Source organism: Janthinobacterium sp. 78 (assembly GCF_003096775.1).
Taxonomy (GTDB): Bacteria; Pseudomonadota; Gammaproteobacteria; order Burkholderiales; family Burkholderiaceae_D; genus Janthinobacterium; species Janthinobacterium tructae.
Genome location: NZ_QENT01000001.1, coordinates 2440595 through 2455079, shown reverse-complemented (window position 1 = coordinate 2455079; position 14485 = coordinate 2440595). Strand labels below are relative to the sequence as shown.

General features: G+C 66.7%; 9 protein-coding genes. 4 read left to right on the top strand and 5 right to left on the bottom strand.

Annotation, left to right across the window (positions count from 1 at the left end):
• Positions 1-17 precede the first annotated feature (17 nt).
• Together C8C92_RS10985 and C8C92_RS10980 are read right to left on the bottom strand one after the other, a co-directional pair.
• The gene (locus C8C92_RS10985; protein ID WP_116743873.1) at positions 18-1010 is read right to left on the bottom strand and encodes a DUF2804 domain-containing protein; all 993 of its coding nucleotides are present in this window, start codon (positions 1008-1010) and stop codon (positions 18-20) included.
• A complete protein-coding gene (locus C8C92_RS10980; protein ID WP_116743871.1) occupies positions 1007-2290 on the bottom strand; it encodes a crosslink repair DNA glycosylase YcaQ family protein in 1284 nt (427 codons plus the stop codon). Before C8C92_RS10980 ends, C8C92_RS10985 begins: the two co-directional genes overlap by 4 nt.
• Before the next feature lie 200 nt (positions 2291-2490).
• Here C8C92_RS10980 and C8C92_RS10975 point away from each other — a divergent pair, with 200 nt between their 5' ends.
• The gene (locus C8C92_RS10975) at positions 2491-4635 is read left to right on the top strand and encodes a TonB-dependent receptor (protein WP_116743869.1); all 2145 of its coding nucleotides are present in this window, start codon (positions 2491-2493) and stop codon (positions 4633-4635) included.
• 62 nt (positions 4636-4697) lie between these two features.
• Here C8C92_RS10975 and C8C92_RS10970 read toward each other — a convergent pair whose 3' ends face one another.
• Both C8C92_RS10970 and C8C92_RS10965 read right to left on the bottom strand, forming a co-directional pair.
• The gene (locus tag C8C92_RS10970) at positions 4698-5366 is read right to left on the bottom strand and encodes a response regulator (RefSeq protein WP_116743867.1); all 669 of its coding nucleotides are present in this window, start codon (positions 5364-5366) and stop codon (positions 4698-4700) included.
• 21 nt (positions 5367-5387) lie between these two features.
• Entirely contained in the window at positions 5388-5759 is a 372-nt protein-coding gene (locus C8C92_RS10965) for a YajD family HNH nuclease (protein WP_010396763.1), read from the bottom strand.
• A gap of 296 nt (positions 5760-6055) precedes the next feature.
• On the opposite strand from C8C92_RS10965, the gene C8C92_RS10960 reads away from it, so the two are divergent.
• The 3 genes from C8C92_RS10960 (at position 6056) to C8C92_RS10950 (ending at position 14153) form a co-directional block, all read left to right on the top strand.
• A complete protein-coding gene (locus tag C8C92_RS10960) occupies positions 6056-9076 on the top strand; it encodes a PAS domain-containing protein (RefSeq protein ID WP_243420171.1) in 3021 nt (1006 codons plus the stop codon).
• A 66-nt stretch (positions 9077-9142) separates the two neighbouring features.
• Positions 9143-10369: an exonuclease SbcCD subunit D C-terminal domain-containing protein gene (locus C8C92_RS10955; RefSeq protein WP_116743863.1), complete on the top strand. Its 1227-nt coding sequence runs from the start codon at positions 9143-9145 to the stop codon at positions 10367-10369.
• A 16-nt stretch (positions 10370-10385) separates the two neighbouring features.
• The gene (locus tag C8C92_RS10950; RefSeq protein WP_116743861.1) at positions 10386-14153 is read left to right on the top strand and encodes an AAA family ATPase; all 3768 of its coding nucleotides are present in this window, start codon (positions 10386-10388) and stop codon (positions 14151-14153) included.
• Here C8C92_RS10950 and C8C92_RS27445 read toward each other — a convergent pair.
• The gene (locus C8C92_RS27445) at positions 14150-14317 is read right to left on the bottom strand and encodes a hypothetical protein (protein ID WP_165829378.1); all 168 of its coding nucleotides are present in this window, start codon (positions 14315-14317) and stop codon (positions 14150-14152) included. The two genes, C8C92_RS10950 and C8C92_RS27445, sit on opposite strands and share 4 nt — an antisense overlap.
• Positions 14318-14485: the final 168 nt, after the last annotated feature.

Here is a 14485-nt window from a genome sequence, read left to right as displayed (position 1 = left end):
AAAAAAACCGCGCGCGCCTACCAGCGCGAGCGGTGGCTTTCCGTCACGCCCGCCAGTTGCGCCACGATGCGCTTGGGAGATTGCGCGCTGGTGCGTACCCAGCCGCTGAAAGTGCCGATGGGCTGGATGTAGCGGCTGGCGGCGATCCCCAGGTTTTTGTCTTCGCGCCGCGCCCCTTCCGGCTTGAAGTGCAGGTCCAGCAAATCGTCGTCCGTCCATACGTGCCACGGCGCCAGCGGGTTGTCGGGATTGAAGTCGAAATGCGCGCGGCCCAGCGCATATAGCTGGCCATCGAGCCACAGCGCGTTTTCATGCGCGCCGAAATAGCCGGCCTGCAGGTTGAAACCCAGGTCCAGGCTGTGCGCCGAGGCCCAGCGCCATTCCGTCTCGCGCGCCAGCAAGCCGTTCGAATAGTCGAAGCTGGCCACGCCGTCGTCCAGGCTGTAGCCGATGGCGCCGCAGCGCACGCTGCCCCACAAGGGCAGGCCGCCCGACTTTTGCGTCGCATGCACGCTGCCGCCTTCGGGCACCGGCCCGATCGCCAGCAGGGTCGGCGCCACGGGCGGGCCGAATTCCGCATCGATGCCGAAATGGCCGCAATCGAGCCGCAAACGGTAGCGCTGCTGCGGCTGCGCCTCGATGGAGATCAGGTGCGAGAGGAAGCGAAAACGGCTGCTGGCGCCCGCGTGCGGCGCCACCGATGCGCACAGGCCGGGGATGCCATCTTGCGAAAAGCTGGCCACGATCTTGCCCTTGTGGCGGTCGAAGGCATACGCGAACGCCGTGCTGGTCCAGCCCAGGTCGACGATGGCCACGCCGCAGAACAGGGTGGGCGTGGACAGGGCCACGTAATGCCAGCGCTTGTGGTGAAACAGGCGCCAGAGGGCGCCGCGCGCGTGCGGCGGCGCCAGCGCGGCCCAGTCGAAGGCGTTCAATTGCCCCGTGTAGCGGCCAAAACATGGCACGCCGTCAGCGTCGAGCAAGGAGGAAGGAGCCGGTGGCAGCATCATGCGGCCCGCCTTGCGGCAGCGCCGCTGTCGTGCAGGGCCTCGGCCAGCTGCGCACCGAAGGCTGCCGGCTGCGCCTGGGCTATCTCGACCTGCGGACACGCATGCCAGAGCGCCAGGCGCTGCACGGCGCCGGCCACGTCCTGCACCAGGCGGGCGCTGAGGCGCACGCCGTCTTCCAGCACCAGCGACTTGATCTCGAAGCGCCCCTGCGCGCGGTGCGCCTTGGCGTCCAGTCGCCCCACCAGCGCGCCGCGCCGCAAAATCGGCAGCGTGAAGTAACCATAGCGGCGTTTTTCAGCGGGCGTGTAGCATTCGAGCCGGTAATCGAAGCCGAACAGTTCCAGCGCGCGGCGCCGGTCCCACACGACGGGATCGAATGGCGACAATATCGTCGTCAGGGTGGGCGAGAGCTTGCCGGCCGCCGCGTCGTGCAGCAATTGCCCATGTTCCGCATGCACGTACACGGCATCATCCCAGCCGGCCACCGCGCGGCGCAGCAGCGCGCCCTCGTCCACCAGCGCCTGCAGATCGTGCACCAGGCTGGCGCGCGCTTGTTTCGTGCGGAAGTAGTCGCTGATCCAGCTGGCCCGCGCCAGGCCCAGCGCCTTCACGCTGGCCAGCAGCAGGCGCCGGCGCACCTGCTCTTCAGGCGGCAGCAAGCCATCGTGCCAGCCGGGCAGCACGCGCTCGGCCAGGTCGTAATAGCGCTGGAACTGATGGCGCTTGGCGATCATCAGCACGCCCGACGTAAACAATACCTCCAGCGAGCGCTTTTCCGGTTTCCAGCTCCACCAGCCGCCCACCTTGCCGTCCGTGCGTTCAAAATCGGCCGAGCGCGCGGCGCCGTTGGCGCGGATGTGCTCGAGCACCGACGCCACGGCATCACCCTGCTCGGCCATCCATTTGACCGAATACTTCCAGCCCATGGCGGCCGGATCCAGCATGCGGTGGCGGTACAGGCCATAGTCTTCGATAGGCACGAAGCACGCTTCATGCGCCCAGTATTCGAACAGCGCGCCCTCGGCCAGCAATTGCTCCAGCCACGGTTGCGGATAGTCGCCCAGCCGGCTCCACAGCACCAGATACGGGCTGCGCGCCACCACGTGGATGGTGTCGATCTGCAGCACGCCCATCTGCCGCACAGCGGCCAGCACGTCGGCCTTCACGGCTTTCTTGCGGCGCGCCTGCAGCAAACCCTGCGCGGCCAGGTGCAAGGCGCGCGCGGCGGCCAGCGATAACGGGGGGAGGTCGGAAGGAATGGGCTGGTGTGGGCTGTGCATAGCTGAAAGATACCGCATTCCGCGTGACACTTGCAGGTTTTATCGCTATTAAGAATCTCTTAAGAACTTCTGCGCATGATCCGGGACGACATATTTTTTGGGATGCTACGCGTGCAATTGTAAATGATTCTTATTGCCCCCATGATTCCCATTCCCCAAACAAGACAGACCAATCACTAATCCACCCTTCAGGAGTTTGCATGTCCAACCGCACCCGCCGCGCGCGCCTGCCGCGTCCCACCACCCTGGCCCTGGCCTTGACCGCCCTGTCCTGCCTGCCGGCCTACGCCCAGACGGGCACGCCTGCCAGCATGCCCGAAGTGGTGGTCTCCGCCTCCGGTTTCGAGCAGGACATCAAACAGGCGCCGGCGTCCATTACCGTGCTGACGCGCGAAGAGCTGTCGAAGGAGCGCTTCGGCAACCTGACGCAGGCGCTGGAAAGCGTGGAAGGCATCGACGTGGGCGCGGCGGGCGACAAGACGGGCGGCATGAACATCAGCATCCGCGGCATGCCCAGCGACTACACGCTGGTGCTGATCGACGGACGGCGCCAGAATGCGGCCGGCAACGTCACGCCGAACGGTTTCGGCGGCACGCAGACGAGCTTCATGCCGCCGCTGGCCGCCATCGAGCGCATCGAAATCATCCGCGGCCCCATGTCGACCCTGTACGGCTCGGACGCCATGGGCGGCGTGATCAACATCATCACGCGCAAGGTGGGCAAGCAGTGGATGGGCTCCGTCTCGGCCGACTACACCGTGCAGGAAGAATCGGATTTCGGCGACGTGAAAAACGGCCGCTTCTACCTGAGCGGCCCCATCGCCACCGACCTGCTGGGCCTGTCCCTGCGCGGCAGCAAGCAGCGCCGCGATGCGGCCGACATCCGCATCCCCAACGCGGCCGGCGCGGAAGTGCCCGCCAGCATGGGCGCCAACCCGGTGCGATCGGACGTGGAAAACTTTGGCGCGCGCCTGGCCTTTACGCCTAACCGCTACCACACCGTCATCCTCGACGCCGACGCGGGCCGCCAGACCTACGACAATTCGAAGAAGCAGCTGGGTACCCTGGGCTTGCAGGGCGGCTACGGTCCCGAGCAGAAATACAACCGCGACCAGTGGACCCTGTCGCACACGGGCCGCTTCGGCTTCGGCACCCTCGACAGCAGCTACATGGTGAACAAGACGGAAACCCTGGGCCGCACGATTCCGCCAGGCACGCCGGGCGCCGTGGCCGGCAGCGCGCGCACGCTGGAAGTGGAAAGCCAGGTGTTCGACACCAAATTGGTCATGCCTTTGGGCAAACACATGGCGACCGTCGGCGCGCAATGGTGGAAAGCGGAAATGACGGACGGCGTGGCGCCAAAGACATTCGAATTCACGCAAAAAGCCCTGTTCGTGGAAGACGAATGGCAGGTGCTGGAGCATCTCGCGCTGACCGTCGGCGCCCGCTATGACGATCACAGCATCTTCGGCGGCCAGACCAGCCCCCGCGCGTATGCCGTGTGGAACGCGACGCCGAGCTGGACCGTCAAGGGCGGCGTCAGCAAGGGCTACAAGACGCCGCGCGTGGAACAACTGTCGCCAGGCATCAACGGTTTCGGCGGCCAGGGCACGATTCCCCTGGTCGGCAGCCCGAACCTGAAGCCGGAAACGAGCACGACAACAGAAATCGGCGCGTATTTCGACAACCTGGCCGGCTGGACCGCCAGCGGCTCCCTGTTCAACAATACATTCAAGGACAAGATCACGACGGGCACCGGCCTCGTCAACTGCGACTACCGCCCGTCGCCGAACCGTCCCGGCTGCGTCAGCTTCGGCAACTGGCCCAACGTCGATGCGTTTGGCCAGTCGGTCAACGTGGATGAGGCCGTCACGCGCGGCGTCGAGCTGAACACCCGCTTCCCGCTGGGCAAGGCGCTGTCGGCCAGCGCCAACTACACCTACACGGAAAGCGAACAGAAGAGCGGCAGCAACGCCGGCAAACCGCTAAGCGACACGCCCAAGCACGCCGTCAACGCGCGCCTGTCGTGGGATATCTCGCGCGCATGGAATGGCTGGCTGCGCGCCGAGTACCGCAGCGAACGCTTCCGCGATCCGGGCACCTCGGCTTCCACGCGCGCCGCCAAGGCCGCGCTGGGCGACTACAAGGGCTACACCATGCTGCACCTGGGCAGCAGCTATCAGCTGAACCAGCGCGTGACCCTGAACGCGGCCGTGTACAACCTGCTCAACAAGGACTTCATCGACTATCAGCCGTACCGCGCACCGGCATTGACCTACGCCAACCGCTATGTCAACAGCATGGACGGTCGCCGCTTGTGGCTGTCGGCCTCCGTCGATTTCTGATGCGTTGATGGCTGACCAGCCATAGAGCATAACGGGCGGCCTCAGGGCCGCCCGTTTTTACGTCAAGCCGCTTTGGGCTTGTCGATGCAGTAGCCGATCGCATGCACGGTGCGTATCAAGTCCCGCCCCAGCTTCTTGCGCAGGTGGTGGATATGCACTTGCACGGCATTGCTCTCCACTTCATCCCCCCAGCTGTACAGGTTTTTCTCCAGCTGTTCCCGGCTCAGCACCCGGCCGCCGTGCTCCAGCAGCAATTGCAGGATGCGGAACTCCTTGACCGTCAAGGTCACGGGCATGCCCCCTTGCGTCACCTGCCGGTCGGCGATATCGAGCACCAGCTCGCCATGCACGAGGTTTTCGCGCAGGCGGCCGGCGGCGCGGCGGCAGGCGCTGCGGATGCGCGCGGCCAGTTCGTCGAGGTCGAACGGTTTCACGATGAAGTCGTCGGCGCCCGCGTCCAGGCCGGCGATGCGCTCGCCCACCGTGTCGCGCGCCGTGACGATCAGCACGGCGCCGCTGTAGCCATTGTCGCGCAGCATGCCCAGCGCCTGCATGCCGTCCTGCCCCGGCAAGCCCAGGTCGAGCAGGATGCAGCCATAGTCGTGCAGGCGCACTGCCGTGTGCGCGTGTTCAGCGCTCGTGACCCAGTCGACGGCATGGCCGCCCTGTTCCAGGCCGATCTGCGTGGCGCGGCCCAGTTGCGGGTCGTCTTCGGTCAGCAAGATGCGCATGGGGAAAGCGGCGCAGCCCGCTCAGTCCTTCTTCTTGATCAGGCCGGCCAGCGCGGCGAACGGATTGTGCGTCGCGGGCGCCACCTCGGCCGACAGCAGGCCGGCGCCACGGTCCGCTTCCAGGTAGCGCGAGTGCTCATTGTCGTGGCAATACAGGCACAGCAGCTCCCAGTTGCTGCCGTCCGGCGGATTGTTGTCGTGGTTATGGTCGCGGTGGTGCACCGTCAGTTGCTGCACGTTGGCACGCGTGAATTCGCGCGTGCAGCGGCCGCATACCCATGGATACATCTTCAGCGAGCGCTCGCGGTAGCCACTCTCGCGCTGGTCGGCGGCGCGGCGCGCTTCGGCCACGATCTTGTCCAGTCTTGCCGCGTCGGGCTTTTTACTCTGCATGACAACTTTCGATATGGGAGGATGAAGTCACCATTTTAATGACGATGCAGGTCGAATTGTACTTTTTCTGCCACTTCCCATGCCCGTGCCACCACTGCGGCGCTTTTTTTAGCATGCGCAGCGCCACGCATGTTTGATTTAACGCAGAATTAACGCAGAATAGGACCAGCGACAGACTACGAACGGACGATGGGGACAGCAACACGGCACAGCGCAAGCAGGTCGAATCGGCTATCATGCGCGCCACGCCGCTCCTCCACGTTCCCCTTTTCCATGACTCTAGCCTGCAAGCGCCCGTGATAGCGATAACAAGACCCCTGCAACGCCTTGCCCGCCGCCTGTACCGTCTCAGCCTGGTGCCCCTGTTCGCGCTCATCTTGCTGCTGGCGCTGTGGGCAGCCGTCTTTTACCAGGTGGGCCAGGAGCGCGCCAGCGCCGTGCGCGACGCCGTGGCCGTCAGCCAGTCGCTGGCGCGCACCCTGGCCGACCATACCAGTTTCACCCTGCGCCAGACGGACCACGCCACGCAATTGTTCAAGCTCAAATACGAGGAAACGGAGGGCAGCCTGCGCCTGAATGAATTCATGCGCCGCCAGGGTCTGCTCGACAGCGTGCTGCCGTCGAAGCTGGCCTTGCCGATCGCCCTCATCGATGCGCATGGCAATGTGATCGACAGCGCCAATGCGTATTGGCCGGAAAACCTGGCCAGCCAGGCATTTTTCAGGGCGCTGGCCGCCAATGCATCCGACACGGCCATGGTCGACACGCCCATGCTCGACGCGGCCAGCAAGCACTGGAGCATCCGCCTGGCGCGCCGCCTGAACGATGCGCAGGGCCGCTTTGCCGGCGCCATCATCATCCACGTCGACCCGACCTATTTTGTCGACGATTACGACCGCCTGGACCTCGATGAACAGGGTGCGCTGATGCTGGTGGCGCGCGACAGCGGCCTGACGGTGGGGCGCATCGGCGAACAGCGCATCCTCAGCGACCGCATCGACTTCCGCATGCCCGGGCCGCCCCAGCATGCCGCCGAAGAACTGCTGATCGAGCCGCCCGTCGACACGACGGCGCGCATCTACAGCTACCGCGAACTGGCGCGCTACCCGCTGCTGGCCGTGGTAGGCGTCAGCCGCGCCGTCGCCCTGGCACGCTTCGAACAGCGCCGCCTGGCGTATCTCGGCGCCCTGCTCGCCGCCAGCGTGCTCATTGCCGGCTTTACGGGCCTGCTGATGCGCCAGAACGCACGCCTGCGCCGCAGCATCCGCCAGGCCACGGAAACGCAAGCGCTGTTGCGCGCGGCGCACCACGGCAGCCTCGACTCCGTGCTGCTGCTGAAAGCCTGGCGCCCCGCGCCGGGCAAGCCGGTGGAAGACTTCACCTTCGCCGACGTCAACGAACGGGCCGCCGACATGCTGGGCAAGCCACGCTCCGAACTGCTGGGCCTGCGCGTGCTGCAGCACATGCCGCTGCTGCGCGGCGAGCGTTTCTTCCAGCGCTTCGTGCGGGTGATGGAAACGCGCCAGCCGCTGGAGGACGAATTCGAGCTGACACTGGCCTCGGGCGGCACGCGCTGGCTGCGCCACCAGGTGGTACCCATCACCGACGGCGTGGCCGTCACCTCGCGCGACATCAGCGCGCGCAAGCACGACGAACTGGCGCTGCAGGATAACCGCAGCTTCCTGCAGTCGCTGATCGACCATTTGCCCGTGCTGGTCTACGTGAAAAGCGCGCGCCCGGAAAACTTCGGCAAGATGGAGGTGTGGAACAAGGCGGCCGAGGATATCACCGGCCACCTGGCCGCCGACGTCATCGGCAAGACCGATTGCCAGGCCTTCCCGCCCGGCTTCGGCCTGCACGATGCCGGGGACGACCGCGCCATCCTGGCCGAGCGCGGCGTCATCGACCATACGGAAAAGCCGCTGCGCCTGGCGGACGGCAGCCTGCGCTACGTGCGCTCCGTCTCCGTGCCCGTGTTCGACGAGCGCCAGCAGATCGAACATATCCTGTGCATCGCCGAGGATGTCTCGCAGCGCCGCCAGCAGGAACTGGAACTGCGCCAGAAACAGGCCGAGCTGGCCGCCGTCAACGACGCCTCGCCGCTCGGGCTGGTGCGCCTGGACCGCCAGCGCCGCTGCACCTACGTCAACCGCACCTTCGAATCGATCACGGGCCTGCCGCGCGCCGCCGCCCTGGGCGCCGGCTGGACCAGCGCCCTGCACCCGGACGACTATCCGCTGATGCACGTGGCGCTGGAACAGCTCAAGCGCAGCCACGCGCCGTTCCAGTCCACCCTGCGCTGCCTGCAACCCGACGGCAGGCTGGTCTGGGTCTCCGTCAAAATTGCCCCCATCCTCATCGACGGCCAGATCGATGGCTACGTGGGCAGCCTGGACGACATTACCACCTTGCGCGAATCGGAAGTGGCGCTGCTGGAGAGCGAAGCGCGCCTGCGCACCATCGCCGACACCTTGCCGGCCATGATCGCCTACATCGACGCCGACCAGGTCTACCGCTTCCTGAACATCGCCTATGAACGCGAATTCGGCCTGAGGGGCCGGCTGGCGCTGGGCAAGAGCGTGCGCGAGACCGTCGGCGAGGCGCGCTACCGCACGGTGGCGCCGTATATCGCGCGCGTGCTGGCAGGTGAAACCCTGAGTTTTGAAGAGGATGATGAAAAAGAAGGCATCGAGCGCTGCATGGAAGTGATCTACATTCCGCAGATCGGCGAAGACAAGCTGCAGGTGGCGGGTTTTCACGTGATGCGCCAGGATATCACCGTGCAAAAGCGCGAAAAACAGCGCTTGCTGAAGCTGGCCCAGGTCGACGTGCTGACCGGCTTGTCGAACCGCGCCGGCTTCCAGCAAAAACTCAGCGACGCCATGCACGCCAGTCGCCAGCAGCAGCACCTGATGGCCGTCATGTACATGGATATCGACCGCTTCAAGCCCGTCAACGACACGCATGGCCACGGCACCGGCGACGCCCTGCTGCGCGCCTTCGCCCAGCGCCTGACGCAGACCATGCGCGTTACCGACATCATCGCCCGCCTGGGCGGCGACGAATTCACCATCATCATGGAACAGATCACCCGGCCCGACGACGCGGCTCTGCTGGCGGAAAAGATCGTCACCGCCATGCAACAGCCGTTCGAACTCGATGGCATCACCGTGCGCATTTCCGCCAGCATTGGCCTGGCCTTCTACCGCGATGAAGACATCCCCCCTGCCGTACTGCTGCAGCGCGCCGACGTGCTGCTGTACCAGGCCAAGCAGGATGGGCGCAATACCTACAGGGCCGGCGCGACCGTGGATTGAAGGCTGGGGTCTGTCGCCTGTCATTCCTGCTATATTGGCGCCTGTCTTCCCTACCCTTGCCCCATCATGCGCCTGCTGCACACTTCCGACTGGCATCTGGGCCAGACCCTGCACAACTATGAACGGGGCTACGAACACCAGCGCTTCCTCGACTGGCTGCTCGACACGCTCGTGGCCGAACGCGTCGACGTGCTGCTCGTAGCTGGCGACGTGTTCGACAACGCCAACCCGTCGGCCGCCTCGCAAAAGCAGCTGTACGTGTTCCTGCAGCAGGCGCGCGCGCGCCTGCCCGCGCTGCAGCTGATCGTCGTCGCCGGCAACCACGATTCGGCTGGACGGCTGGAAGCGCCCGCCCCCCTGCTGGCCGCGCACGGCACGCACGTCATCGGCCATTTGCTGCGCGGCGAAGATGGCGATATCGACCTGGAACGCCTGCTGCTGCCACTGTCGGGCGCCGATGGGCAGGTGCAGGCCTGGTGCCTGGCCGTGCCCTTTTTGCGTCCCGGCGACGTGCCGAAGCTGCCCGCCGGCGACACCCAGGACGCCTACCTGGGCGGCATCGCCCTGCTGTACCGCCAGTTGACGGACCTGGCGCTGGCGCGCCGCCAGCCGGGGCAAGCCATCGTTGCCATGGGCCATTGCCACATGGTGGGCGGCGAAATGTCGAACGATTCGGAACGCCGCATCGTTATCGGCGGCACCGAGATGCTGCCGTCGGGGATTTTTGATACCACCATCGCGTATGCGGCGCTGGGCCACCTGCACAAGGCGCAGGCCGTGGGCGGACAGGAACATATCCGCTATTGCGGCAGCCCGATCCCCCTGTCGTTTGCCGAAGTGAACTACCGCCACCAGGTGCTGTGCCTCGATATCGACGGCGAAACGCTGCAGTCGGTGCGCGTCATCGAGGTGCCGCGCGCCGTGCCGCTGCTGCGCGTGCCCGCCGCGCTGGCGCCGATAGCCGAAGTGCTGGCGCAGCTGGCCGCCCTCGATGTGCCGGACGCACCGGCCGAAGCGCAACCGTTCCTGGAAGTGCGCGTGCGCCTCGATGCGCCCGAGCCGGGCCTGCGCACGCGCATCGAAACGGCGCTCGACGGCAAGCCGGTGCGCCTGGCAAAGATCGAAACGTCGAGCGCCGCGCGCAGCAGCGCGCCCGAGAACATGACGCTCGACCAATTGGGCCAGCTGCAGCCCGACGACATCTTCCGCCGCCTGTATCAGCAAAAATACGCCAAGGAAGCACCACCCGAACTCCTCTCGGCCCTGGCCGAACTGCTGCTGCCCGGCGCCTGACTGCTCCCGAAAAACCATGAAAATCCTGAACATCAGCGGTAAGAACCTGGCCTCGCTGGCCGGCGAATTTGAAGTCGACTTCCAGCAGGAGCCGCTGGCGTCCGCCGGCCTGTTCGCCATCAGCGGCCCCACGGGCGCGGGCAAGAGCACCCTGCTCGACGCCCTGTGCCTGGCCCTGTACGACGCCACGCCGCGTTTGCTGAAAGTGCTGGGCCGGGGCAGCGCCCTGCCCGACGTGGGCAAGGAAACCGTCAACGCCCAGGATACGCGTACCCTGCTGCGCCGCGGCACGCCGGACGGTTACGCGCAAGTGGACTTTGTCGGCAACGACGGCGGTCACTACCGCGCGCGCTGGAGCGTGCGCCGCTCGCGCACCCGGGCCGAAGGGGCGCTGCAGGCGACCGCCATGAGCTTGCACCAGCTGCCCGCGCTGCAAGCCATCGGCGGCACCAAGACGGAAGTCAAGGAAGAGATCGAAAAACGCATCGGCCTGTCGTTCGACCAGTTTACGCGCGCCGTGCTGCTGGCGCAGAACGAGTTTTCCACCTTCCTGAAGACGGAAGACAATGAACGGGGAGAGTTGCTGGAAACCCTGACGGGCAGCAGCATCTATACCGACATTTCCATGCGCGCCTTCGAGCGGGCAAAGAAGGAAAAGCAGATCCTCGAACGCCTGGGCGAAAAATTGGCCGACCAGCGGCCCTTGTCGCCGGCTGAGCGGTCCGACACCGAGGCGCTGTGCGGCGCGGCCGACACCACGCTGCAACACATCGACTTGCGCAAGGCGGTGCTGGAACTGCAGCAGCGCTGGCACCAGGAGACGCACAAGCTGCAAACCCAGGTGACGGCCGCGCAAGAGGCGCTGGGCAGCGCGGATGCCGAACGCGCCGCTGCGCAAGAACGTCGCGCGGCGCTGGCGCAATGGGAATTGCTGCAGCCGGCGCGGCCCCTGATCGACGAGGTGGCGCGCTTGGCCAGCGACATCGCCGGCAGCGGCGCCGCACTGGAAGCGTCGCGCGTGCAGGCGGCGCAAGCCGTCGCCGCCGAAGTGCAACTGGCGCAGGCCGTGCAGCTGGCGACGGCGGCCTTGCTGGCCAGTGAAGCGGCGCAGCGCGATGCGGCGCCCCTGCTCGATCAAGCCAAGGCGCTCGACGCCGGCATTGCGGCGCAATTGCCCGCGCATGGCCAGGCATGGCAGGCCGCGCAGGCCGCCGACCAGGCCAACGAAGCGGCGCGCAGCGCGCTGCAGGCGCTGCAGCAGCGCCAGCATGCCGCGCTGGCGGAACAGGAAGCGGGCCGTCTGTGGCTGGCATCGCACCAGCAGTGGCAGGCGCTGGCGCAAGCGTGGCAATTGTGGGATCAATTGTTTGCCCAGGCAGGACAAGCGGCCGCGCAAGCCGATGCGGCCGACGCCAGCATGGCCGAATCGGCCCGGCAGGCGCGCCAGGCCTTTGACGCCACGCAGGCGGCGCAAGCGGCGCTGGCCAGCGCCGCTGCCGCGCTGGCCGTGCGCGATGCGGAAAGGCGCAAGGCGACAGCCGCCGTGCAAGCCATCGATGGCCAGGCGCTGCAGGAACAGCGCGGCCAGCTGGAGGCGCACGCGCGCATCTTGACCAGCGCGGAAAAAACCTGGAGCGAACTGGCACGCCAGCAGCAGGCGCTGGCGCACTGGCAAGCCAGGGCAGCCCAGCTGGCGCAGGCCGCGCAAACGGAAAGTACGGCTTTGGCGGCGGCAGCGGCGCAAACGCCGCTGCTGGAAGCGCGCCTGGCGCAGGCAGAAAAATCCTTGAAGGGCGCGGAAGCGGCATGCGCGGCCAGCGTCGAGCAGCTGCGGGCCACCTTGCAGGATGAGCAGCCCTGCCCCGTCTGCGGCGCGCTGGAACACCCGTACACCCACGCTGGCCACGCCGATGACGCCTTGCAGGCGATGCTGGCCAGCTTGCAAGATGAGGTGCTGGCTTGCCGCATGCAAGCGCGCGGCAATGTGGAACGCCTGGCCACGCACAAGGCGGCGCTGGCCGCCCATGTGCACGAACAGGCACAGACGGCGGAAGAATTATCTGCACTGCCGTCCATCATCGACAGCCTGAATGCGCAGTGGCGGCCGCATGCGGACACCCTGCAACTGCCGCAGGAAGCGCAGCGCGCGGACTGGTTCACGCAGCAGCTGGCAGCCAATGTGGCCGGCTTGCAGGCGCTGGCGCAGCAGGAGACGGCGCTGCGCCAGGCAAGTACACTGCGCGAGCAGGCGCAGGCGGCATATGAACTGGCGTCAACCGAGCACGCGCGCTGCACCAGCAGCGTCACCGATGCACAGGCGCGGCTGGCGCAGCTGCAGGCGCAGCAAGCGGGCAACGCCGACAAGGGCGAGACGGCGCGCGCCGCGCTCGATGCCTTGCTGGCGCAGCTCGATGGCGCGTTTGCCGACGCCGACGGCGCCGAAGACTGGAAAGACAACTGGCGCGCCGGCCCGGCCGCCTTCCGCGCCGCGCGTGAAACGGAAAGCCGGCAATGGCTGAAACAGCAGGCGGACCAGGACCACCGCGGCCACGCGCTGGCCACCCTGGCCGCGCAGCTGGATGCGGCGCTGCTGGCCGCCGGCAAGGCGCAGCAAACGGCGCAGGAGACCCACGCCGCGTTTGCCGCCGCCGACAAACAGCGCACGACACTGCAAGCCGGGCGCAACGCGCTATGGCAGGGCCAAGCCGTGACCGAAGTGGAAGGCGCGCTGGCAGGCGCCATCGCGGCGGCCAAAGCGCTGCTGGCGCAGCAGCAAACGGCGGCGCAATCGGCCAGCCAGCAGCGCACGCGCCTGGACGAAGCGTGCGCGCAGCTGTCGCAGCGCCTGGCCGCCTTGCGTGAACAGGAACACGGCGCCAGCGCCGCACTGCACGACTGGCTGCGCCAGTTCCAGCTTGCCCACCCTGGTCACGCGCCCGCCGACATGGCCGGCTTGCGCGCGCACCTGGCCATCGCGCCGGACGCCATGCGCGCCGAACGCGACGCCCTGCAAGTGATCGCCGACCGCCACACGGCCGCCGTTTCCGTGCTGGCCGAGCGCCGGCAGCAGCTGGCCGCGCACGTGCAGCAGCCGCCGGAAGCGCTGGAAATGGACCGGGCCGCGCTGCAGATGGCGCTGGACGCACTGCTGCTGGAACGTCAGGCGGCCAACCAGGAAGCGACGCGCTTGCGCCTGGCCATCGCGCAGGACGACGCGCGGCGCCACAGCGCGCAAGCGATGCTGGCGCAAATCGAGGCGCAAGCCGTCATCGAGCGGCGCTGGGCCAGCCTGGATGACTTGATCGGCTCGGCCGACGGCAAGAAATTTCGCAACTACGCGCAGCAATTCACGCTCGAAGTGCTGCTCGGCTATGCCAATGCGCATTTGCAGCATCTGGCGCGCCGCTATCAGCTCGAGCGCATCGACAATCCGGACAAGCCGTCGCTGGGCCTGATGGTGCGCGACCAGGACATGGGCGGCGAGCTGCGCTCCGTGCACTCGCTGTCGGGCGGCGAATCGTTCCTCGTCTCGCTGGCCCTGGCGCTGGGCCTGGCCTCGCTGTCCTCGAACCGGGTGCGCGTGGAATCGCTGTTCATCGACGAAGGCTTCGGCAGCCTGGACACGGAAACCCTGCGCGTGGCCATGGACGCGCTCGACGGCCTGCAAGCGATGGGCCGCAAGGTGGGCGTCATCTCGCACGTCCAGGAAATGACGGAACGCATCGCCACCCGCATCCTCGTGCAGCCGGGCTCCGGCGGCAAGAGCGTGGTGACGGTGCGCTAGCGGCTGGCCGCCTCCCGGCACAGCTTGAGCATATCCCAGCCCAGTTCGCGGCGGATCTGCTCGGGGTCCGGCGGCGGCCGGCGTTGTGCCAGCTCCGCTTTCAACCACTTCCTGACCAGCTCCTTGGCGGGCTGTACAGGCTTTTCCTTGTCATGCTTTTCCATGGTGCTACCTCTTCACTGGCGGTCAGACGACCTCCCATATACGCTCAACGTCACGGCACGGATTCAGTTGACGTGCGCGTGGCGCAGATGCAACAACGTGTAACGATGGCCGGAGTGCGTTAAAATCGCCGCCTTCGCGCAGGCACCGCCTACGCCCCGCAACAATTC

Excerpts from the sequence above, each read along its gene's own strand:
- C8C92_RS10985 (WP_116743873.1), bottom strand. The coding sequence starts at position 1,010 with ATGATGCTGCCACCGGCTCCTTCCTCCTTGCTCGACGCTGACGGCGTG.
- C8C92_RS10980 (WP_116743871.1), bottom strand. The coding sequence starts at position 2,290 with ATGCACAGCCCACACCAGCCCATTCCTTCCGACCTCCCCCCGTTATCG.
- C8C92_RS10975 (WP_116743869.1), top strand. The coding sequence starts at position 2,491 with ATGTCCAACCGCACCCGCCGCGCGCGCCTGCCGCGTCCCACCACCCTG.
- C8C92_RS10970 (WP_116743867.1), bottom strand. The coding sequence starts at position 5,366 with ATGCGCATCTTGCTGACCGAAGACGACCCGCAACTGGGCCGCGCCACG.
- C8C92_RS10965 (WP_010396763.1), bottom strand. The coding sequence starts at position 5,759 with ATGCAGAGTAAAAAGCCCGACGCGGCAAGACTGGACAAGATCGTGGCC.
- C8C92_RS10955 (WP_116743863.1), top strand. The coding sequence starts at position 9,143 with ATGCGCCTGCTGCACACTTCCGACTGGCATCTGGGCCAGACCCTGCAC.
- C8C92_RS10950 (WP_116743861.1), top strand. The coding sequence starts at position 10,386 with ATGAAAATCCTGAACATCAGCGGTAAGAACCTGGCCTCGCTGGCCGGC.
- C8C92_RS27445 (WP_165829378.1), bottom strand. The coding sequence starts at position 14,317 with ATGGAAAAGCATGACAAGGAAAAGCCTGTACAGCCCGCCAAGGAGCTG.